Source organism: Nocardioides agri, assembly GCF_013778305.1.
In the GTDB taxonomy this organism is placed as follows: domain Bacteria; phylum Actinomycetota; class Actinomycetes; order Propionibacteriales; family Nocardioidaceae; genus Nocardioides; species Nocardioides agri.
The window spans coordinates 1,154,177-1,174,398 of record NZ_JACEIC010000002.1 but is presented as its reverse complement, the minus strand read 5'-3'; the positions used below and the strand labels follow the sequence as shown (position 1 = coordinate 1,174,398).

General features: G+C 72.4%; 25 protein-coding genes. 9 read left to right on the top strand and 16 right to left on the bottom strand.

All coding sequences use genetic code 11. The features are described from left to right. Positions 1 to 158: 158 nt before the first annotated feature. On the top strand, positions 159 to 1,241 hold the full coding sequence (locus HZF07_RS10195; RefSeq protein ID WP_157341381.1) for an ABC transporter ATP-binding protein: 1,083 nt from the start codon (positions 159 to 161) through the stop codon (positions 1,239 to 1,241). A 60-nt stretch (positions 1,242 to 1,301) separates the two neighbouring features. On the opposite strand, the gene HZF07_RS10190 is transcribed toward HZF07_RS10195, so the two are convergent. Continuing rightward, positions 1,302 to 2,207, bottom strand: a complete 906-nt coding sequence (locus HZF07_RS10190) for an alpha/beta fold hydrolase (RefSeq protein ID WP_309504688.1) — start codon at positions 2,205 to 2,207, stop codon at positions 1,302 to 1,304. Between the two features lie 100 nt (positions 2,208 to 2,307). Here HZF07_RS10190 and HZF07_RS10185 point away from each other — a divergent pair, with 100 nt between their 5' ends. Continuing rightward, a complete protein-coding gene (locus HZF07_RS10185) occupies positions 2,308 to 3,144 on the top strand; it encodes an alpha/beta fold hydrolase (protein WP_157341377.1) in 837 nt (278 codons plus the stop codon). On the opposite strand, the gene glpX is transcribed toward HZF07_RS10185, so the two are convergent. Genes glpX through HZF07_RS10155 form a run of 6 tightly spaced genes read right to left on the bottom strand, consistent with a single transcriptional unit; the run spans position 3,109 to position 8,342 of the window. Beyond that, on the bottom strand, positions 3,109 to 4,131 hold the full coding sequence (gene glpX, locus HZF07_RS10180) for a class II fructose-bisphosphatase (RefSeq protein ID WP_157341375.1): 1,023 nt from the start codon (positions 4,129 to 4,131) through the stop codon (positions 3,109 to 3,111). The two genes, HZF07_RS10185 and glpX, sit on opposite strands and share 36 nt — an antisense overlap. A gap of 20 nt (positions 4,132 to 4,151) precedes the next feature. Further along, positions 4,152 to 5,177 carry a sulfate/molybdate ABC transporter ATP-binding protein gene (locus HZF07_RS10175; protein WP_181645023.1) on the bottom strand — a complete coding sequence of 342 codons (1,026 nt, stop codon included), beginning with the start codon at positions 5,175 to 5,177 and terminating at the stop codon, positions 4,152 to 4,154. Continuing rightward, positions 5,174 to 5,938 (bottom strand): ABC transporter permease, encoded by a 765-nt coding sequence (locus tag HZF07_RS10170; protein ID WP_157341373.1) that lies wholly within the window; start codon positions 5,936 to 5,938, stop codon positions 5,174 to 5,176. The genes HZF07_RS10175 and HZF07_RS10170 overlap by 4 nt, the downstream gene beginning before the upstream one ends. Next, positions 5,938 to 6,690 (bottom strand): molybdate ABC transporter substrate-binding protein, encoded by a 753-nt coding sequence (gene modA, locus HZF07_RS10165; protein WP_157341371.1) that lies wholly within the window; start codon positions 6,688 to 6,690, stop codon positions 5,938 to 5,940. Before modA ends, HZF07_RS10170 begins: the two co-directional genes overlap by 1 nt. Further along, positions 6,687 to 7,082, bottom strand: a complete 396-nt coding sequence (locus HZF07_RS10160; protein WP_181645022.1) for a TOBE domain-containing protein — start codon at positions 7,080 to 7,082, stop codon at positions 6,687 to 6,689. The genes modA and HZF07_RS10160 overlap by 4 nt, the downstream gene beginning before the upstream one ends. 24 nt (positions 7,083 to 7,106) lie before the next feature. Then, complete coding sequence (locus HZF07_RS10155) at positions 7,107 to 8,342, bottom strand: SLC13 family permease (protein WP_157341369.1); 1,236 nt, start codon at positions 8,340 to 8,342, stop codon at positions 7,107 to 7,109. Between the two features lie 34 nt (positions 8,343 to 8,376). Here HZF07_RS10155 and HZF07_RS10150 point away from each other — a divergent pair, with 34 nt between their 5' ends. Beyond that, positions 8,377 to 8,937, top strand: a complete 561-nt coding sequence (locus HZF07_RS10150; RefSeq protein WP_157341367.1) for a DUF4245 family protein — start codon at positions 8,377 to 8,379, stop codon at positions 8,935 to 8,937. On the opposite strand, the gene HZF07_RS10145 is transcribed toward HZF07_RS10150, so the two are convergent. From HZF07_RS10145 to xseA, 4 genes are read right to left on the bottom strand one after another with little or no spacing between them, the layout of a single operon-like run. Continuing rightward, the gene (locus HZF07_RS10145; protein ID WP_157341365.1) at positions 8,934 to 9,734 is read right to left on the bottom strand and encodes a hypothetical protein; all 801 of its coding nucleotides are present in this window, start codon (positions 9,732 to 9,734) and stop codon (positions 8,934 to 8,936) included. The genes HZF07_RS10150 and HZF07_RS10145 overlap by 4 nt on opposite strands. A gap of 10 nt (positions 9,735 to 9,744) precedes the next feature. Then, positions 9,745 to 10,260: a SigE family RNA polymerase sigma factor gene (locus HZF07_RS10140; RefSeq protein WP_157341363.1), complete on the bottom strand. Its 516-nt coding sequence runs from the start codon at positions 10,258 to 10,260 to the stop codon at positions 9,745 to 9,747. Between the two features lie 48 nt (positions 10,261 to 10,308). Continuing rightward, positions 10,309 to 10,518, bottom strand: coding sequence for an exodeoxyribonuclease VII small subunit (locus HZF07_RS10135; protein WP_157341361.1), 210 nt, complete (start codon positions 10,516 to 10,518; stop codon positions 10,309 to 10,311). After that, entirely contained in the window at positions 10,499 to 11,749 is a 1,251-nt protein-coding gene (xseA, locus tag HZF07_RS10130) for an exodeoxyribonuclease VII large subunit (protein WP_157341360.1), read from the bottom strand. Before xseA ends, HZF07_RS10135 begins: the two co-directional genes overlap by 20 nt. 46 nt (positions 11,750 to 11,795) lie before the next feature. On the opposite strand from xseA, the gene HZF07_RS10125 reads away from it, so the two are divergent. Both HZF07_RS10125 and HZF07_RS10120 read left to right on the top strand, forming a co-directional pair. Continuing rightward, positions 11,796 to 12,797: a 4-hydroxy-3-methylbut-2-enyl diphosphate reductase gene (locus HZF07_RS10125; protein ID WP_157341358.1), complete on the top strand. Its 1,002-nt coding sequence runs from the start codon at positions 11,796 to 11,798 to the stop codon at positions 12,795 to 12,797. Positions 12,798 to 12,804: 7 nt separating this feature from the next. Then, positions 12,805 to 13,431 (top strand): L-threonylcarbamoyladenylate synthase, encoded by a 627-nt coding sequence (locus tag HZF07_RS10120; protein ID WP_157341356.1) that lies wholly within the window; start codon positions 12,805 to 12,807, stop codon positions 13,429 to 13,431. Here HZF07_RS10120 and HZF07_RS10115 read toward each other — a convergent pair. Further along, positions 13,374 to 13,820 carry a DUF6542 domain-containing protein gene (locus HZF07_RS10115; RefSeq protein ID WP_181645021.1) on the bottom strand — a complete coding sequence of 149 codons (447 nt, stop codon included), beginning with the start codon at positions 13,818 to 13,820 and terminating at the stop codon, positions 13,374 to 13,376. The genes HZF07_RS10120 and HZF07_RS10115 overlap by 58 nt on opposite strands. Continuing rightward, positions 13,817 to 14,878, bottom strand: coding sequence for a DNA recombination protein RmuC (locus HZF07_RS10110; protein ID WP_157341354.1), 1,062 nt, complete (start codon positions 14,876 to 14,878; stop codon positions 13,817 to 13,819). The genes HZF07_RS10115 and HZF07_RS10110 overlap by 4 nt, the downstream gene beginning before the upstream one ends. A 77-nt stretch (positions 14,879 to 14,955) precedes the next feature. Here HZF07_RS10110 and HZF07_RS10105 point away from each other — a divergent pair, with 77 nt between their 5' ends. Beyond that, entirely contained in the window at positions 14,956 to 15,564 is a 609-nt protein-coding gene (locus tag HZF07_RS10105) for a dihydrofolate reductase family protein (protein ID WP_157341352.1), read from the top strand. 1 nt (position 15,565) lies between these two features. Here HZF07_RS10105 and HZF07_RS10100 read toward each other — a convergent pair whose 3' ends face one another. Then, positions 15,566 to 16,348 (bottom strand): exodeoxyribonuclease III, encoded by a 783-nt coding sequence (locus tag HZF07_RS10100; protein WP_181645020.1) that lies wholly within the window; start codon positions 16,346 to 16,348, stop codon positions 15,566 to 15,568. A gap of 34 nt (positions 16,349 to 16,382) precedes the next feature. Between HZF07_RS10100 and HZF07_RS10095 the strand changes: the two genes are divergently transcribed. From HZF07_RS10095 to ychF, 3 genes are read left to right on the top strand one after another with little or no spacing between them, the layout of a single operon-like run. Then, a complete protein-coding gene (locus HZF07_RS10095; protein WP_157341348.1) occupies positions 16,383 to 16,784 on the top strand; it encodes a hypothetical protein in 402 nt (133 codons plus the stop codon). 4 nt (positions 16,785 to 16,788) lie between these two features. Continuing rightward, positions 16,789 to 17,646, top strand: coding sequence for an MOSC domain-containing protein (locus HZF07_RS10090; protein WP_309504687.1), 858 nt, complete (start codon positions 16,789 to 16,791; stop codon positions 17,644 to 17,646). Positions 17,647 to 17,685: 39 nt separating this feature from the next. After that, positions 17,686 to 18,762 (top strand): redox-regulated ATPase YchF, encoded by a 1,077-nt coding sequence (ychF, locus tag HZF07_RS10085; protein ID WP_181645019.1) that lies wholly within the window; start codon positions 17,686 to 17,688, stop codon positions 18,760 to 18,762. Positions 18,763 to 18,804: 42 nt separating this feature from the next. Here ychF and HZF07_RS10080 read toward each other — a convergent pair whose 3' ends face one another. Together HZF07_RS10080 and HZF07_RS10075 are read right to left on the bottom strand one after the other, a co-directional pair. Beyond that, entirely contained in the window at positions 18,805 to 19,422 is a 618-nt protein-coding gene (locus tag HZF07_RS10080; RefSeq protein ID WP_157344964.1) for a site-specific integrase, read from the bottom strand. A 458-nt stretch (positions 19,423 to 19,880) separates the two neighbouring features. Continuing rightward, positions 19,881 to 20,174, bottom strand: a complete 294-nt coding sequence (locus HZF07_RS10075; protein WP_157341344.1) for a helix-turn-helix transcriptional regulator — start codon at positions 20,172 to 20,174, stop codon at positions 19,881 to 19,883. Between the last annotated feature and the right edge of the window lie 48 nt (positions 20,175 to 20,222).

Below are 20,222 nucleotides of genomic sequence, written 5' to 3'. Positions count from 1 at the left end.
TTCCTGTGGTGCTCGCCACGTTAGCCCTCCTGGGTCGCCCCGGGGTATCGCCCGAACCAGGCGATTCGCGTGGGACCTGGGGGTACCCGCTACTGTGAGCCCGCTCACCTTTACGACGGATCGTCCGGCACGTACCTGCCGGTGAAGGAGTTGGAAGCATGGCTACAGTCACGTTCGAAGAGGCCCAGCGCTGGTACCCCGGCGCCGACCGGCCCGCCGTCCCGGGGATCTCCCTGGAGATCGGCGACGGCGAGTTCATGGTCCTCGTCGGCCCCTCCGGTTGCGGCAAGTCCACGACCCTGCGGATGCTCGCGGGGCTCGAGGAGGTCAACAAGGGGAAGATCTACATCGGCGACCGGGAGATCACCACCGTCCCGCCGAAGGACCGGGACATCGCGATGGTGTTCCAGAACTACGCGCTCTACCCGCACATGTCGGTCGCCGACAACATGGGCTTCGCGCTCAAGATGGCCAAGGTGCCGAGCGAGGAGCGCACCAAGCGCGTCCAGGAGGCGGCCCGGATCCTCGGGCTGACCGAGTACCTCGACCGCAAGCCGAAGGCGCTCTCCGGCGGCCAGCGCCAGCGCGTCGCGATGGGCCGCGCGATCGTCCGCCAGCCGCAGGTGTTCTGCATGGACGAGCCGCTGTCGAACCTCGACGCCAAGATGCGGGTGCAGACCCGCACCGACATCGCCAAGCTCCAGGCCGACCTCGGCGTCACCACCGTCTACGTCACCCACGACCAGGTCGAGGCGATGACGATGGGCGACCGGGTGGCGGTCATGAAGGACGGCTACCTCCAGCAGGTCGACACCCCGCTCGGCCTCTACGACAGGCCGGTCAACCTCTTCGTCGCCGGCTTCATCGGCTCCCCGGCGATGAACCTGCTCGAGGCGCACGCCCAGGACGGCAAGGCGCAGATCGGCGACTACCTGGTCCCGGTCGACCCGGCGGCGGCCGCGAAGATGCAGGGCGACATCACCGTCGGCGTCCGGCCCGAGGCGTGGCGCGTGGTGGGCAACAGCGAGGCCGGTCTGCCGGTCCGCGTGACGGTGGTCGAGGACCTCGGTGCCGACGCGTTCGTCCACGGCACCAGCGGTGTCGAGGGCACGCCGAACAACATCGTGATCCGGGTCAGCGGGCGCGACCACCCGCGGAAGGGTGAGACGATGTACGTCACGACCGACCCGCACAACGTGCACGTGTTCGACACGGAGTCCGGCGAGCGCCTCTCCGACTGATCCACGCCGGGTCGGCGCAGTCTTCCGCTGGCGGCAGGGGAAGCTGCGCCGACTCGGCTCTCAGGCGCGGTCGGCCGTGCGACGGATCGCCTCGACGAACGTCGGGTAGAGGGCGTGCGGCAGGTCGTGGCCCATGCCGGGGATCACCAGCAGCTCGGCGCCTGGGATGGCCGCGGCGGTGGCGCGGCCACCCGACACGTGCACCATCTTGTCCGCGGCCCCGTGGACGACCAGGGCCGGCACCCGGACGGCGCGCAGGCGGTCGCCGCGGTTGGGCTGGGTGACGATCGCGAGCATCTGGCGCAGCAGGCCCTGCTCGTGCACGCCGCGGTCGTAGGTGTCGCCGGCCCGCTGCTCGAGCTCCTCGGGCGGCTCCGGGTGGTCGGGTGAGCCGATCGAGGTCCAGAACGCCGCGCTGGCCCGCACGTAGGCCTCGCGGCCGTCCTTGCGACGCGCGAGCATCGCGGGCAGCAGCGACGGGTGCTGCCAGCCGACGCTGCGCTTGCCCGTGGTCGACATGATGCTGGTCAGCGACCGCACCCGCTCCGGGTGGGCGACGACCATGCTCTGCGCGATCATCCCGCCCATCGATGCCCCGACGACGTGCGCCGAGTCCAGCCCGAGGTGGTCGAGCAGCCCGCACGCGTCCTCGGCCAGGTCCGCGATGGAGTACGGCGCGCGGACCTTCGCGCCCGCGAACGCGCGCACCAGCAGCGCCCGCGACACCCGCCCCTCCAGCACCGTGGAGCGTCCGGTGTCGCGGTTGTCGAACCGCACGACGAAGAACCCGGCCCGGGCCAGGTCGGCGCACAGGTCGGGGTTCCACCAGGTCATCGGCGCCCCGAGACCCATCACGAGCAGCAGCGGCTCGTCGTCGGGGTCACCGAAGGTCTGGTAGCACAGCTCGATGCCGCGCCCCACCGGCGCGAACAGCTCCTCGGAGACGACGATCTCGGCACTCCCCACGGCGACAGTCAACCAGTTGAACCGGAAACAACTGAAGCGGCCCGTCCCGGTTGGGGGATTCACGCGCGCCCGTCGGGGTAACAGACGTAACGTGGGTCACATGCCGTCCTCGACGCTCGCGGAGTTCCTGCTCCCCGAGGGGTTCGCCGCTCCCCGGGTCGCCGCCGTGCTGCGCGAGGGGTCGGCGGTCGTGGAGCTCGGCCGGTTCGCCGTCCGGGCCGCGGGGGCCGGACGCACGCGCCGGGCCACGCCGTACGCCGTGCGCGGCACCGCCCGGGGCGGCGATCCGGTGCTGCTCGTGCCGGGCTTCCTCGCCGGCGACGGCACCCTCGCGCTGATGGCGCGGGTGCTGCGCAGCGAGGGGCTGCGCACCTACCGCTCGCACATCCACGCCAACGTGGGCTGCACCCAGGATGCCGCGGCGCAGCTGGAGTCCCGGCTGGAGTCGATCGCGATCCGGCGCGGCTCGCGCGTGCAGATCGTCGGCCACAGCCTGGGCGGCATGCTCGCCCGCGGCATCGCGGCTCGCCGGCCCGACCTGGTCTCCAACATCGTGACGCTCGGCAGCCCGATGTTGGCGCCGGGCGCGCACCACCGCTCGCTGAGCGCGAGCGTCGACGTGCTGGTCCGGCTCAGCCAGGCCGGGGTGCCCGGGCTGATGGCGGCCGACTGCGTGCGCGGGCTGTGTGCGAGGCAGAGCTTCACCGAGACCCGCGAGGCGCTGCGCCCCGACGTCGGCTTCACCGCCGTCTACTCCCGCCGCGACGGCATCGTCGACTGGCGGGCCTGCATCGACCCGGTCGCCGAGGCGGTCGAGGTCACCGCCTCGCACCTCGGCATGGCGTGGGACCCGCGCGTCGTCGACGTCGTCCGCGACCGGCTGCTGCGGACGTCGAGCAGCTCAGCTGTCGAAGTCGATCGCGGCGAAAGCGCGTAGCTTCTGCAGCTGGTGCTCGGAGGTGATCGACCGGATCGTGCCCGAGCGCGAGCGCATCACCAGCGAGTGCGTGGTCGCGCCGCCGGCGCGGTAGCGCACGCCCCGGAGCAGCTCGCCGTCGGTGATGCCGGTGGCCACGAAGAAGCAGTCGTCGCCGGTCACCAGCATGTCGGTGGTCAGCACGTGGTCGGGGTCGAGGACGTGCCCGGCGTCGATCGCCTTCTGCCGCTCGTCGTCGTCCTGCGGCCACAGCCGGCCCTGGATCGTGCCGCCGAGCGCCTTCATCGCGCACGCCGTGATGATGCCCTCGGGGGTGCCGCCGATGCCCAGCAGCAGGTCGATGCCGGTCTCGGGGCGGGCCGCCATGATGGAGCCGGCGACGTCCCCGTCGGTGATGAACTTGATCATCGCGCCGGTCGCCCGGATCTCCTCGACCAGGCCCGCGTGCCGGGGCCGGTCGAGCAGGACGACCGTCACGTCGGCCGCGTTCTTGCCCTTGGCCTTGGCGACCTGGTGGATGTTCTCGGCCACCGGCAGCCGGATGTCGACGACGTCGGCCGCCTCCGGTCCGGTGACGAGCTTCTCCATGTAGAAGACCGCGGACGGGTCGTACATCGAGCCGCGGGGCGAGACCGCCAGCACCGAGACGGCGTTGGTCATGCCCTTCGCCGTCAGCGTGGTGCCGTCGATCGGGTCGACGGCCACGTCGCACTCCGGACCCGTGCCGTCGCCGACCTGCTCGCCGTTGTAGAGCATCGGGGCGTTGTCCTTCTCGCCCTCGCCGATGACCACGGTGCCGTTCATGCCGATCGTCGAGATCATCACGCGCATCGCGTTGACCGCGACGCCGTCGGCGCCGTTCTTGTCGCCGCGACCGACCCAGCGTCCGGCCGCCATCGCGGCGGCCTCGGTGACGCGGACGAGCTCGAGGGCGAGGTTCCGATCGGGCGACTGCGGGGCGACGGACAGGCTCTCGGACTCGCTCATGCGGCGCACTCTATCGGGCGTCAGATGCGGTAGACGGAGACCTCGGTCGCCTTGACGCTGAACACAACGTGAAGCCCGGGGGCCAGCTCCAGCTCGGCGGCGGCCAGCGGCGTGACGTCGGCGGCGAGGTGGTCGGCCCGCACCCGGACGGCGTCGCCGTGCGGCTCCACCTCCGTGATCGTCACCGGCAGGCTGTTGCGTGGGCTGCCCGCGGGCGCCTCCCGGTAGACGGCGACGGCGCTGGGCCGGAAGACCGCGACGGCGGGCTCCCCGGCCCCGGGCGCGGGGCCGGTCGCGATGCCGCGGATCCCGGAGACCGCCCCGTCGAGCCAGGGGCCGCGGACCATGTTGAGGCCGGCGATCCGGGCGGCGAACGCGCTGCGCGGCCGCTCCAGCACGTCGGCGGTCCGTCCGGCCTCGACGATCCGGCCGCCCTCCATCACCACGACCCGGTCGGCGAGCAGCAGCGCGTCGAGCACGTCGTGGGTGACGAGCACGGTGGTCCGGCCGGCGAGCACCCTCCTGAGGGTCTGCCGCAGCGCCGGCTGCACCGCGACGTCGAGCGCCGCCATCGGCTCGTCGAGCAGCAGCAGTCGCGGCTCCGCCGCCAGCGCCCGGGCGAGGGCGACCCGCTGGCCCTCGCCGCCGGACACCTCGCGCGGGCGGCGGCCGGCGAGCTCCTCGACGCCGACCTCGGCCAGCCAGCGGTGCGCTGCCTCGCGGGAGGTACGCCGGCCGGCGCCGCCGCTGCGCGGTCCGAACGCGACGTTGTCGCGCACGCTCAGGTGCGGGAAGAGCAGCGGGTCCTGGGCGAGCAGCGCCACCCGGCGGCCGTGGGGAGGCACGAAGGTCCGGTCGTCGGTCAGCACCCGGCCGTCGAGCCGCACGTGGCCCCGGGCCGGCCGCAGCAGCCCGCCGACCACGGACAGCACCGTGGACTTGCCGGCGCCGTTGGGTCCGATGACGGCCAGCGTCTCGCCCTCGGCGACCTCGAGGGCGACCTCGACGTCCCGGTCGGGGACGCTCGCCTCGACCTCCAGGCTCACAGCACGCTCCGGCCCTGGCGGGCGAACCCGATGACGATCACGGCCACCACGACCAGCACCAGCGAGAGGGCGACCGCGGCGTCCACGTCGGTCTCGCGCTGCTGGTAGATCTCCAGCGGGAGCGTCCGGGTGACGCCCTGCAGGCTGCCCGCGAACGTGATCGTGGCGCCGAACTCGCCGAGCGAGCGGGCGAAGGCGAGCACCGCGCCCGAGACCAGGCCCGGCAGCACCAGAGGGAGCGTGACCCGGCGGAAGACCGTGGTCGGGCCGGCGCCGAGCGAGGCCGCGACCACGTCGTACCGCTGGCCCGCCGTGCGCAGCGCACCCTCGAGGCTGACGACGAGGAACGGCATCGCCACGAACGTCTGCGCCATCACCACCGCTGCCGTCGAGAACGCCACGTGGATGCCGAGCGCCTCGAGCTCCTCGCCGAGCAGCCCGCGCCGACCGAAGGTGTAGAGCAGCGCGAGGCCGCCGACCACGGGCGGGAGCACCAGGGGAAGGAGCACGAGCGAGCGCAGCACCCCCTGCCCCGGGAACGACGTGCGCGCGAGGACCATGGCCATCGGCGTCCCGAGCAGGATGCACAGGAGCGTGCTGATCGTGGAGGTGCGCAGGCTCAGCCACAGTGCCTGCCGCGACGCCTCGGACGTGATCAGGGTGCCGAAGTCCGCCCAGTCGACCCGCGCCACGATCGCGATGACCGGGAGCACCAGGAACGCCGCCCCCAGCGCCGCGGGCAGGGAGAGCCAGCGGGGCATCACGGTGGACCGAAGCCGGCGTCCTGCAGGATCTGCTGACCCGCGGCGCCGGTGACCAGGTCGGCGAACTCCTGGGCGAGCGCGGCGTGCTCGCCGCCCTCGACCGTCGCGATGGGGTAGGTGTTGACCACCTGGTCGGACTCCGGGAAGGCGACGCCGTGCACGGCGTCGCCGGCGCTGGTCACGTCGGTCACGTAGACGACGCCGGCGTCGGCCTCGCCGGAGGTCACCTTGCCGAGCACGTCGGTGACCGACTGCTCCTCGCTCACGGGCGCGAGCGTGACGCCGAGCTGCCCGGCCATCGTCTGGGTCGCGGCCCCGCACGGCACCTCGGGCGCGCAGACCACGAGCCGCAGGCCCGCCTTGCCCAGGTCCTGGAAGCTGCTCACGCCGGCCGGGTTGTCGGGCGGGGTGGCGATCTCGAGCGTGTTCGTGGCGAACTCCGACACCCCGTCGACCAGGCCGTCGGCGGTGAGCTTGTCCATGTTCGCGGTGTCGGCCGACGCGAAGACGTCGGCCGGCGCGCCCTCCTGGATCTGGGCAGCGAGGTCCGAGGAGCCGCCGAAGCTGAGCTTGACCGTCACGCCGTCGTGGCCGGCCTCGAAGCGATCGGCGGTCTCCTCGAACGTCGAGGTCAGCGACGCCGCGGCGTACACCGTCAGCGTCGTCTCGTCCGTCCCGTCCGGGCCGTCGTCGCCACAGGCGGCCAGTGGCAGGACGAGGAGGGCCAGGAGCGGCGCGAGCCTCCTCATGGGCGCTCCACGACGACGTTGGTGGACTTCACCGACGCGATGGCCCGCACGCCGGGCTCGAGGCCGAGCTCCTCGGCGGCCTCGGTGCTCATCAGCGAGACCATGCGGTAGGGGCCGCAGACCATCTCGACCTGGGCCATCACGCGGTCCTTGACGACCTTCGTGACGATCCCGGCCAGCCGGTTGCGGGCGCTGACCGCCGCCGCGCGGGTGGCCTCCCGGTCAGGGTGCTCGGCCAGCGACTCGGCGAGGGCGGCGAGGTCGACCCCCGGCACGACCGTGCGGCCGTCCTGCCTGCTGCTGGCGAGGCGGCCGGCCTCGACCCAGCGACGCAGCGTGTCGTCGCTGACGCCGAGCAGCTCGGCGGCCTCCGCGATCCGGTACGTGGTCACGCGCCGATCATGCCGCAGGTGCGGTCAAGAGACCAGGAAAAGTGCCGCAACTGCGGCTAGCAGGCTGACCGGGGTGATGAGCAGCGACACCCGGTGGAACTCGCGCATCGACGGCGGATGTCCCAGCCGCACCATCCCGCGCCGCCACAGCAGGTTGGCCAGCGACCCGGTGTAGCTCAGCCCGGACCCGATGTTGAGACCGAGCAGCGCGGCGAGGACCGCGGTGTCGCCGAGCGGCGCCAGCAGCGGCACGAGCAGCAGGGTGGCGGAGAGGTTCGTGAGCAGGTTGGCCAGTAGCGTCGCCAGCAGCGCGATCGTGAGCAGCCCGACGAAGCCCGAGCCGTCGGGGATCCGGTCGGCGACCCAGTCACCGAGCGGCCCGACCGCCAGCGCCTCCACCACGACGCCCAGGCAGAGCACGAAGACCGCGAACGCCGGGTGCGCGGCGCCCACGACGTCGCGGGCCGTCAGCAGGCCGCGGCGGCGGGCCCACGCGACGAGGACCAGCGCCGCGGCCGCCGAGCACCAGAACGGCTCGACGCCCAGCGGCGAGCCGACGCCGAACCCGACGAGCATCAGGCCGACGACGACCAGCGGGAGGACCGGGAGGGGTGGGTGCTCGACCGGTCCGTGCGGCTCCGGCTCCGCGGCCAGGTCGCGCCGGAAGAGCAGCCGCAGCCCGACGTACTCGACCACGAGCACGACCGCGAGCACCGGCGCCATGACCAGGGCGAAGCCACCGAAGGTGAGGTCGAGGTGCGGCATCGCGAGCAGGTTCGTCAGGTTGGAGACCGGCAGCAGCAGCGAGGCCGAGTTGGCCATCCGCAGGCAGGCGTGCGCGCCGGGGCGGTACGACGTGCCCGTGCCGACCGCGGCCCCGACGACCACCGGGGTCAGCAGCACGACGGTCGCGTCGAGGCTGAGCACCGCCGTGACGAGTGCCGCCAGCAGGAAGACCCCGGTGAAGATCGGGACCGGGCGGCCGCGCCCGAGGTCGCGCACCCGGGCGGCGGCGGCCGCGAAGAGCCCCGCGCGGCCACAGACGTCGGCGACGACCAGGATCGTGACCAGGAAGAGCACGACCGGGCCGAGGTGCCGGAGCGTGTCCGCGACCTCCGACCAGGTCAGCATCCCGGTCGCGAACGTCGCCGCCGCGGCTGCGAGGCCGGCGCCGGCCTCGACGCGGCCGCGCGGGTGCAGGTAGGCGACGACCAGCAGCACGAGGAGCGCGGCCACGGGAACGAGGTCGAGGGCCGGCACTCGGGGAGGGTACGCGACCTGTGAGGATGTCCCCGTGAGTCAGGCCCCAGAGACCGGTCGCCCCGGGCGCTACGAGCGGTCCTTCGGTGGGCTGGTCGGCTCGATGATCGTGCTCGTCCTGGTCGTGCTCGGCATCGTGGTCTTCCGCGGCTCGTTCCGCGACACCCCCGAGTTCGAGCCCCCGGAGATCGACTACCCCGCCCTGGTCGCCAGCGTGCAGCACGCCGGGATGCGGCCGGTCTACGCGCCCGAGCTGCCCGACGGCTGGACGGTCAAGGACGCGTCGTACCGGGCCGGGGAGCGTCCCGCGCTCGACGTGGTGTTCGCCACCGACGACGGGCACACCGCAGGCATCCACCAGGAGGACGCCTCCGAGCGGGACCTGCTCGAGTCCTACGTCGGCGAGCAGGCGGCCGAGAGCGGCGAGACCCTGACCACGCCGGTCGGCACCTGGACCGGCTGGGACGACACCGACGACGACCACGCCTGGACCACCGAGGTCGACGACCAGACCGTGCTGGTCTTCAGCTCCGGGGACGCCGACGAGCTGCGTGCCTTCGTGGAGTCGCTGACGACCGAGCCGATCGCGTCCTAGCCCTCGAAGAGGTCCAGACGCTTGCCGGCGGCGACGTACTCGACCGGCAGCCGTCGCGCGTCCCACCAGGGCTGGGTGGCGATCGCCGTGGCCTGCTCGAGGTCGAGCACCGGCTCGGCGCGGTGCTGGCCGGCGGCCCAGGGGTTGGTGTTGAGCACGTTGACCACGACCCGGAGGTGGCGCGCCGGGCTGAGCACCTCGACCGCCATCCGCTGCGACCCGACCCCGAACTCGGAGTCGTCGAGCTGCCAGTAGGTGCGCAGCGAGTCGCCGTTCTCCAGCCGGTGGGTCTCGCAGTCGGTGATGCCCTCGAACCACGCGTCCTCGCACGAGTACGGCGCGGTGCCCACGCCGTCGAGAGGCTGGAGGTTGATCATCACCTGTCCGGCCGGCCCGGTGCCGCCGACCGGCTCGAAGAGCAGCGCCGCCAGCGCTTCGTAGTCGTCGACCTCGCCCTGGAGCCGGCCGAACTTGCCGTCGGCGACCCGGTCGACCGACTCGGCGAGCGCCGAGACGACGCCCGCGGGCGTCGCGGGGGCGGTCTCCCCGCCCAGCGCGCCGACCCGCACCGGGTTGGTGAGGTCGGCGGCGACCTCGCCCTGCCGACCGCCCGGGCCAGGGACGAGCGCAACCACGATGGCGGCCACCAGGGTCACCGCCGCGGCCGCGCCGACGGCGGAGAGCGCACGGCGGCGCCGGCGGATCGAGCGGCCCTGCGAGCGGGAGGCGGTGACGAGGGCGGGCAGGTCGGCGTGGACGTCGGCGACGGCGTCGTCCAGGAAGTCGTGGAGCAGCATCGGTGGTCCTTCAGTCGGCCAGGTCGGGGAAGTGGGTGCGCAGCCGGGCCAGCGCGCGCGACGCGCGGGTGCGGCAGGCGGAGGAGGAGAGTCCGGTCTGGGCGGCGACCTCGGCGACCGGCAGGTCGTGGAAGTAGCGGAGCACCAGCACGGCCCGGTCCAGCGGTGGCAGCGTGACGAGTGCCTCGACGAGCGAGAGACGCAGCGTCGGGTCGCCGGGCGGTGCCGGCCCGTCCGCGCCGTCGAGCAGCGGCAGCTCCGGCACCCGCTTGCGGCGGCGGTCGGAGAGGAAGAGGCGGGTGAGGATGGTGCGCGTGTACGCCGCGGGGTTCTCCGCACGGCTCACCAGCCGCCAGCGTGCGAACACCTGGGCGTAGGTGCTCTGCACGAGGTCCTCGGCCGCGTGCCGGTCGCCGGTCAGCAGGACCGCGGTGCGCAGCATCCGGTCGCCGGTCGCGGCGACGAGCTCCTCGAAGCTCTCGGGGCGGCGTACAGCGCCCACCTGCTGGTCCGCCAGATCGGTCATCACACCCGTCCAGATGCGTCGAGGCCGGGAAGTGTTGCAGCTGCTCGGCTACTCCTCGTCGGCCTCGATCGCGGCGTCCAGCCGCTTCCGCGCACCGTCGAGCCAGTCCTGGCAGATCGTCGCGAGCTGTTCGCCGCGCTCCCACAACGCCAGCGACTCCTCGAGGGTGGTGCCGCCCGCCTCGAGCGTGCGGACGACCTCGACCAGCTCCTCGCGGGCCTGCTCGTAGGACGGCGTCTCAGGCTTCTTCTCGGCCATCGATCTCCCTGTCGATCATCTCGGTGCTGGTGGTGGTGGCGTGGATGCGGCCGTCGGCGACCCGCACGCTGATGGACTGCTGCGAGGTCACGTCGGCCACGGAGGTGAGCACGTGACCGTCGGCGTCCTGGAGCACGGCGTAGCCGCGCTGCAAGGTGGCCAGGGGCGAGAGCGCGCGCGCCCGGGCCCGCTGGTGCCCGATGTCGTCGGCGGCCCGGTCGAGCGCGTGGCCCAGGCAGCGCCGGGCGCGGTCGCGCAGCATCACGACCTCGTCGACGCGGTCGTCGAGCAGGCTGCGCGGGTCGCCGAGCGCGGGCCGGGAGCGCAGCGCGTCGAGGCCGGCCTGCTCGCGGGCCAGCCAGCCGGCGATCGCGCCGCGGAGCCGGTCGCGCGCCCGGGTCACGTTGCGCTGCTCCTCGATGACGTCGGGAACGACGAGCTTGGCTGCGTCGGTGGGTGTCGAGGCGCGCACGTCGGCGACCAGGTCGAGCAGCGGGGAGTCGGGCTCGTGGCCGATCGCGGACACCACCGGCGTGCGCACCTTCGCGACCGCCCGGATCAGCGCCTCGTCGGAGAACGGCAGCAGGTCCTCGACCGACCCGCCGCCGCGCGCGACCACGATCACCTCGACGTCCGGGTGCCGGTCGAGACGCTCGACCGCCTCGATCACCTCGCCGGCCGAGCGCTGACCCTGCATCGCGGCGTACGCCGTCTCGAAGCGCACGGCCGGCCAGCGGCGTCGCGCGTTGTCCACGACGTCGCGCTCGGCGGCGCTGTTGGGCGCGGTCACCAGCCCGACCGCGCCGGGCAGGAAGGGCAGCGGCCGCTTCAGCTCCTGCGCGAAGAGGCCTTCGGCCGCCAGCAGCTGCCGGCGGCGCTCGAGCCGGGCGAGGAGCTCGCCGAGCCCGACCATCCTGATGTCGCGGGCGTAGAGGGAGAGCGTGCCGCGGTTGGCGTAGTAGGACGGCTTCGCGTGGACCACGATGCTCGCGCCCTCGACCAGCGGCGGGTTGAGGCCGTCGAACAGGGTGCGCGAGCAGGTGACCGGGACCGAGATGTCGGCGACCGCGTCGCGCAGGGTGAGGAAGACGGTGTTCATGCCGGGGCGACGGCTGACCTGCGCGACCTGCCCCTCGACCCACACCGCTCCGAGCCGGTCGACCCAGCCGGCGATCGCGTTGGCGATCTGCCGCACCGGGGCGGGCGACTCGAGCGAAGTCTCCAGGGCCATGGGCGCGAGATTAGGGGATGGCGCCGACCTCCCTAGACTGAGTGCCATGAGCACCGACATGGGCATGCCGCCGATCCTGTCGCCGGAGGAGGCCGAGAAGGCCGTCCTGCTGGCGGCGCCGCGGGGCTACTGCGCCGGTGTCGACCGGGCGGTGATCACCGTCGAGAAGGCGCTCGACCTCTACGGCGCGCCGGTCTACGTGCGCAAGCAGATCGTGCACAACAAGCACGTGGTCGCCGACCTGGAGGCGCGCGGCGCGATCTTCGTCGAGGAGCTCGACGAGGTGCCGGCTGGGGAGACCGTGGTGTTCTCCGCCCACGGCGTCTCGCCCGAGGTGCACCGCCAGGCCGAGGAGCGCACGCTCAAGACCATCGACGCGACCTGCCCGCTGGTGACCAAGGTCCACCACGAGGCCAAGCGCTTCGCGGCCGAGGACTACGACATCCTGCTGATCGGCCACGAGGGCCACGAGGAGGTCGAGGGCACCGCAGGGGAGGCGCCCGACCACATCCAGCTCGTGCAGAGCCCGGCCGACGTGCCCGGCATCGTGGTGCGCGACCCGAAGCGGGTCGCCTGGCTCTCGCAGACCACGCTCTCGGTCGACGAGACGCTCGAGACCGTGGCCGCCATCAGGGCCCGCTTCCCCGAGCTGCTCGACCCGCCCAGCGACGACATCTGCTACGCCACGCAGAACCGCCAGCTCGCGGTCAAGGAGATCTCCGCCGGCACCGACCTCGTGATCGTGGTCGGCTCCGGCAACTCCTCCAACTCCGTGCGCCTGGTCGAGGTCGCGCTCGAGGCCGGGGCGAAGGCCTCGTACCGCGTCGACGACGCCTCCGAGATCGACGAGGCCTGGCTCGAGGGCGTCCGGACGGTCTCGGTCACCTCGGGCGCGAGCGTCCCGGAGGCGCTGGTCGACGGCGTCCTCGCCTACCTCGCCGAGCGGGGCTACCCGGACGCCACGGCGGTGCACAGCGCCGAGGAGTCGCTGATCTTCGCGCTCCCCAAGGAGCTGCGCCGCGACCTCAAGGCCGCGGGCCGGGTCTGAGCGCTCGATGGCCAGGTTCCTCGACCTCCACCCGGACAACCCGCAGCCGCGGCTGCTCGCGCAGATCGTCACCGCCCTCCGCGACGACCAGCTGATCGCCTACCCCACCGACTCGGGCTACGCCCTCGGCTGCCGGATCGGCAACCGCGACGGCCGTGACCGGATCCTGCAGATCCGCGGCCTCGACGACCGGCACCACTTCACGCTCATGTGCAAGGACTTCGCCCAGCTCGGGCAGTTCGTGCAGATCAGCAACGCGGCGTTCCGGGCGATCAAGGCCGCGACCCCGGGCCCGTACACGTTCATCCTCCCCGGTACGCCGGAGGTGCCGCGCCGGCTCCTGCACCCCAAGAAGAAGACGGTCGGCGTGCGGATCCCCGACCACCGCTTCGTGCAGAGCCTGCTCGGCGAGCTCGACGAGCCGCTGCTGACCAGCACGCTGATCCTGCCCGGCGAGACCGAGCCGCGCAGCCAGGGCTGGGAGATCAAGGAGGAGCTCGACCACCAGGTCGACATCGTGGTCGAGGCGGGGGAGACCCTCGCCGAGCCGACCACCGTCGTCGACTGGTCGGAGGGCTACCCGGAGGTCGTCCGGGTCGGCGCGGGAGACCTCGGCCGCTTCGACGCCGCCTGACCCAGGACCCGGTGCCGGATCGCCAGGATCGCCAGGCAGAGCAGGTAGCCGGTCACCAGGGCCCCGGCGTGGTGACCCAGCCCGGCCACCACGACCTGCACGACCCCGTCGGTGGCGTCGGCGACCGCCTCGGGCCGGGTCGCACCCAGCAGGGTGAACACCACGACCATCAGGAGCGGGGGGAGCACGCCGACCGTGAAGAAGTCCTTCGGTCGGACCAGCAGGGCGGTCGCGACGCAGAGCAGCACGAAGCAGATGTCGAAGAAGATCGTGAGGCTGTCGAAGAGCCACAGGTCGAGGACCGCCGACGTCAGGGCGAGCGCCACCCCGAGCACGGCCACCTGGCGGCCGGACTCGTGCCCTTCCTCCCAGAGAGTCCTCTGGCTCACAGTGCCACGCTAGGGTCCGCCGACCCCGGGTCATCGGCGCCGCGCCGGTCGACCGCGTAGAGCCCTGCCGAGGTCTCGCCGGCCACCGAGCGGGCCGCGGACTCGACCTGGGCCGGCGCAGCGAGGTCGCCGAACCGGCGCGCCGACACCAGGACCCGCGACTCCAGTGACCCCACGGCCTGGTTGAAGTGGCCCACGCTGGCGTTGAGCGACCGGCCGAGCTGGGTCAGGTGCGCGGTCATCGTGGCCAGCCGGTCGTGCAGCTCGCGGCCGAGCTGGTGCACCTCGCGGGCCTGGTCGGCCAGCGCCTCGTGCTGCCAGCCGTGGGCGACGGTGCGGAGCAGCGCGATCAGCGTCGTCGGCGTCGCGAGCACGACCTGCCGCGCCGCGGCGTACTCGATCAGGGTCGGGTCCGCCTCCAGGCCCGCCGCCAGGAACGACTCGGCCGGGACGAACAGCACGACGAACTCCGGGCTCTCGGGCAGGGACCGCCAGTACTGCTTGGCGCCCAGGGTGTCGATGTGGCTGCGCAGCTGAGCGGCGTGCCGGAGCAGGTGGTGCCGGTGCTGGGCCTCGCCCTCGGCGGAGTCGTCGGTCTCGGTCGCGTCGAGGTAGGCGTCGAGCGGGACCTTGGCGTCGACCACGACGCAGCGACCGCCGACGAGCCGGACCACGAGGTCGGGGCGGCGGGCGCCGTCGTCGAGCCGCACCTGCTCGGCGAAGTCGCACCGGTCGACCAGGCCGGCCAGCTCGACGGCCCGGCGCAGGTGCAGCTCGCCCCACCGGCCCCGCACCTGGGGGCGCCGCAGCGCGGTCGACAGCGAACGGGTCTCCCGCTGGAGCTGGTCGACCTGCGCGTCGAACTGGCCCTGCCACGCGGCCCGGGTGCGATCGAGGTGGTGCATCTGGTCGCTGAGCCGGTCGAGCCCCTGCATCACCTCGGCCTGGTCGACCAGGCCGGCGGTGTAGGGCGTGCGGGAGCGCGACCAGAGCAGCCCGACGACCACTCCGAGGCCGAGACCGACCAGGAGCGTGAGGAAGAGCGTCAGGGTGTCCATGCAGCCAGCATGGGGGCGAGCACCGACAGTGCGTGGGAGGCCGATGACTCCGGACCTCCCGGCGGGTCGGAGCTGGCATGACGTCCACCTCCGCGCACGTGACGGTGTCGGCCGACGGCTTCATGGCCGGGCCGGCGCAGACCCTCGAGGACCCGCTGGGTCGTGGCGGCGAGGAGCTGCATCACTGGATGTTCTCCGACGACCGCACCGAGGTCGACGTCCGCTGGCGCGACGACATCTCGCGGCCGCGCGACGCCTATGTCATGGGCCGCAACATGTACGGCCCCGTGCGCGGGCCGTGGGAGAGCTGGGACGGCGAGTGGCGCGGCTGGTGGGGAGACGACCCGCCGTACCACGCTCCCGTCTTCGTGCTCACCCACCACGAGCACGAGCCGATCGAGATGGCCGGTGGGACGACCTTCCACTTCGTGACCGACGGCTTCGACGCCGCCCTCGCCCGGGCGCGCGCGGTCGGCGACGGCGACGTGCTCGTCGCCGGCGGCGCGTCGACCGTGCGGCAGGCGCTGGCGGCCGGCGAGCTGGACGAGCTCTGGCTCGAGATCGCGCCCGTCGTCCTCGGCTCGGGCGAGCGGATCTTCGACGGCACGATCACGCCCGGCCTCGAGATCGTGGCCGCCGAGCACTCACCCCTCGCCACCCACGTGCGCTACCGCATCCGGCGCTGAGTCAGTCGCTCAGGTCGACGACGACGGGGGCATGGTCGGAGGGCGAGCCGGTGCCCTGGGCGGGGTCGCGCTCGTCGCGGTCGACGAACGCACCGGTCACCCGACCGGCCAGCGACGGCGAGCCGAGCAGGAAGTCGATGCGCAGGCCCCGGTTGCGCTCGAAGCGCTGCCGGTAGTAGTCCCAGTAGGTGTAGCCCGGGTCGTGGGCCTTCACCGTGTCGGTCCACCCGTCCTCGAGGAACGCCGCGAACGCCTCGCGCTCGGGCGGCGTCACGTGCGTCGAGTTCTTGAACTGCGTGACGTCGAAGACGTCGTCGTCGGTGGGGCAGACGTTCCAGTCGCCGACCAGCACGGTGTCGCCGTCGAGCCAGTCCTGGGCCGCGGCGCGCAGCCGGGCGTACCAGTCCAGCTTGTAGACGTAGTGCGGGTCGTCGGGCTTGCGACCGTTGGGCACGTAGAGCGACCAGATGCGTACGCCGCCGCACGTGGCGCCGATCGCCCGCGACTCGGGCTCGGCCGGCTCGCCCCACCCCGGCTGGCCGGGGAAGCCGGCGACGACGTCGTCGAGCCCGACCCGGCTGATGATCGCCACGCCGTTCCACTGGTTGACGCCCGCCGCGGCGACGTCGTACCCGCGCGCCTGGAGGCCCATCAGCGGCAGCTGCTCCTCGCGCGCCTTGGTCTCCTGGACGGCGAGCACGTCGACGTCGTGCCGGTCCAGGAACGCCTCGACGCGATCGATGCGGGAGCGGAGGGAGTTGACGTTCCAGGTGGCGATGCGCACGGGCGCAACCCTAGTCAGCGGCCACACTGGCTCCGTGCGCAGACTGATCCTCGCCATGCTCGGCATCGCGATCGCCATCGACGTCGCCTACTGGACGATCTGGTTCGCCGACCGGGACGTCCTGGCCAGCGAGCACACCGACGCCTACTACGAGTTCGAGAACGCCTTCCCGCTCGCCGACCTCTGGCTGGGCATCGCGTGCCTGCTGGCGTTCCTGACGCTGCGTCGGGGGAGCGAGCGGGCGACCTTCTGGCTCACCTGCGCGGGGTCGGCCGGGCTCTACCTCTTCGGCATGGACCTGCTCTACGACGTGGAGAACGCCATCTTCACCTCCGGAGGTGGCGGGGTCGTCGAGGCGGTGATCGTGGCGCTGACACTGGTCTTCTCGCTGACGGTGCTGCGGTTCGCCTGGACCCGGCAGCCGGTAATAGCGTGATCCCGTGACCGCGCACCTGACAGCGATCAACCGCTTCCCGGTGAAGTCCTGCCGCGGCGAGAGCCTCGGGGCGGTCGTTGTGGAGCCATGGGGCCTGGCCGGCGACCGCCGCTGGATGATCGTCGACGAGGACGGCGAGGTCGTCACCGCCCGCGAGGCCAACCGGCTCGTGCTCGTCGACCCCGAGATCACGGCCGACGGGCTGCGGCTGACCGCGCCCGACCTGCCCCCGCTCGTGGTGCCCACCCCGGACCCGGCCGACCAGGTGCCGGTCTCGATCTGGGGCTCCCGGCTCACCGCGGCCGCCGCCGGGCCGGAGGCGGACGCGTGGTTCAGCAAGGCCGCGGGGCTGCCCGCGCGGCTGGTGCACCTCGACGACCCGCGGAAGCGGACGACCAGCCCGGCGTTCAGCGAGCCGACCGACCGGGTGTCCTTCGCCGACGGCTACCCGCTGCTGGTGGCGACCGAGGAGTCGCTGGCCGCGCTCAACGACGTCGTGCTGGCCTCGTCGCCGACGGAGCGGGAGCCGCTGCCGATGACCCGCTTCCGGCCCAACGTCGTCGTCGCCGGCGTCGCCCCCTGGGTCGAGGACGACTGGCGCCGCATCCGCATCGGCGACGCCGTCTTCCGCGCCGTCAAGGGCTGCGCGCGCTGCGTGCTCACCACGATCGACCCCGACACGGCCGACCGAGGGAAGGAGCCGATCGCGTCGCTGGCCAAGATCCGGCGCTGGGACGGCGCGACGTGGTTCGGGGTCAACCTGGTGCCCGACACGCCCGGCGCGACGATCCGGGTCGGCGACGAGGTCGAGGTGCTCGACGAGGTGCCGTCCGGCGGGGGGCCGATCCGCCCGGCCCGCTGATTGGGGGGCCGTCGTACGACGCCCGTAGACTCGCCGCCCGTGGCACTCACCATCGGCATCGTCGGTCTCCCCAACGCGGGCAAGTCGACCCTCTTCAACGCGCTCACCAAGAACGACGTCCTCGCGGCGAACTACCCGTTCGCCACGATCGAGCCGAACGTCGGCGTCGTCGGCGTCCCGGACGAGCGGCTGCCGAAGCTCGCCGAGCTCTTCGGCTCGGCCCGGATCCTGCCCGCGACGGTCGAGTTCGTCGACATCGCCGGCATCGTCCGCGGTGCGTCCGAGGGGGAGGGCCTGGGCAACAAGTTCCTCGCCCACATCCGCGAGTCGGCCGCGATCTGCCAGGTGACCCGCGTCTTCCGCGACGAGGACGTCACCCACGTCGACGGCGAGGTCAACCCCGCCAACGACATCTCCACCATCCAGACCGAGCTGATCCTCGCCGACCTGCAGACGGTCGAGAAGGCGATCCCGCGGCTGGAGAAGGAGGCCCGCGGCAACAAGTCGCTCGTCGCCAGCCTCGACGCCGCCAAGGAGGCGCTCGGCCACCTCGAGGCCGGCACGCCGATCATCGCGACCAAGGTCGACCGGGCGCTGATCCGCGAGCTGTCGCTGCTGACCGCCAAGCCCTTCATCTACGTCTTCAACTGCGACGCCGACGAGCTCGCCGACGATGCCCTCAAGGACAAGATGCGCGAGATCGTCGCGCCGTCCGAGGCGATCTTCCTCGACGCCAAGTTCGAGGCGGAGCTGGTCGAGCTCGACGACGACGACGAGGCCCGCGAGATGCTCGCCGAGATGGGCGTCACCGAGCCCGGCCTCGAGGTGCTGGCCCGGGTCGGCTTCGACACCCTCGGCCTGCAGACCTACCTCACCGCCGGCCCCAAGGAGACCCGCGCCTGGACAATCCCGCAGGGCGCCACCGCCCCGGAGGCCGCCGGCGTGATCCACACCGACTTCCAGCGCGGCTTCATCAAGGCCGAGGTCGTCTCGTTCGCCGACCTCGTCGAGCTGGGCTCGATGACCAAGGCCAAGGAGGCCGGCAAGGTCCGCATGGAGGGCAAGGACTACGTCATGCAGGACGGCGACGTGGTGGAGTTCCGCTTCAACGTCTGACGGTTCACTGTTTGCGCAGGTCAGAGGCGGTTTCGCGCCTCGTCAGGCCTGTTCTGCCCTCACTGTGCCCTCACCAGAAGCAACGACTTCGGCGACCAGGCGCGCCGCGGCGTCCCTCACGCGGTCTTCGGTTGTCGGCCACAGGTGGGCGTACGTGGTGAGCGTCGTGGTTGGTTTGGCGTGCCCTAGGGCGCGCTGGACGGCGACCACGTCACAGCCAGAGGCGATCAGTCCGGAGGCGTAGAAGTGGCGCAGGTCGTGCAGCCGGACGTCCGTCACCCCGGCCCGCTGGAGGGTGGTGCGCCAGCGGTAGCCGATGGTGTTCTGGTGCGGCGGCACATCCTCCACCTCGGCGAAGAGCCAGTCATAGGGGAGACCCAGCGCGACGTGCTCGGACAGCATCTGCAGCAACGCGTCCGGCACGTGGACGGTGCGTTCGGAGTTGTACTTCGGCAGCCGGATCTCGAACGAGCCGTTGAGACGCTGGACCTGGCGGCGCACGTGCACCTGGCGGCGCAGGAAGTCGATGTCCCCGATCTGCAGGGCGGCGGACTCGCCGAGTCGTAGGCCGGCGAACGCGCACAGCCCGACGAAGGCGCGGAACCGCGGCTCGGATGACTCGAGGATGCTCCGCACGACCTCCGGCGTCGGGATCGTCATGGCCGCCTCGCGCCGGCGCAACCGCGGCAGCCTCACCTGACTGGTAAGCGGGTCTGGGCGTGGTCACAGATCGTTGAGTGGGCTCGAAACGAGGGCCGAATCGATGAGGTTCCGGGTTTGGACTTGGACTCCGCGGCCACAGTCGATGCAGTCCTTGCGCGCCGCCGACAGAAGGTTGACCAGCGAGCGGCTCGCCTGGACTGGATGGTTGCCCCAGGATCGGCGAAGTCGAGCAGCAGGCGATGCCAGCACCGCTCGCACGTGATCGTCCAGGGACATCTCGACCTCGACGTACTCAATGGCGATCGCTCCTGCCGCCGCGGCTCGTCGCTCCTCGGACGCTGACCGGCGACACTTCGCCGAGCACCAGCGCCGAGGTCGTCCCGGCAATCTTGGAATGACTTCGACGATGGTCTCACCGCATCGCGGGCACGATCGCCCGGAGTCGCCTGGGTCGCTCACCCCTGGCGCTCGAGCTCGAGCGTCCAGGCGATCACCGTCGAGGCACGCCAACGCAGATGCTTGCCGACGCGGAAACCGGCAGGCCCGTAACCACTGGTGCGCCAGCAGTACACGGTCTGCTTCGGGACGCCGAGGTAGTCGGCGACCTCTTCGATCGTCCACAGCTCGCCAGCTTCAGCGGCCGCACGGTGCGGACCTGCGGAACGCCGCGGGCGGGCAGTGGTCGCCCGTTGCTCGGGCGTCTCTTCCCAGAGCGTCTGCTGTCCTGAACTGTCGGTGTCGTGCTTCATGGCGGGTGCTCCTCCGGTGTGTCTCAGCGCTAGCCGTCGTCGTTTGTC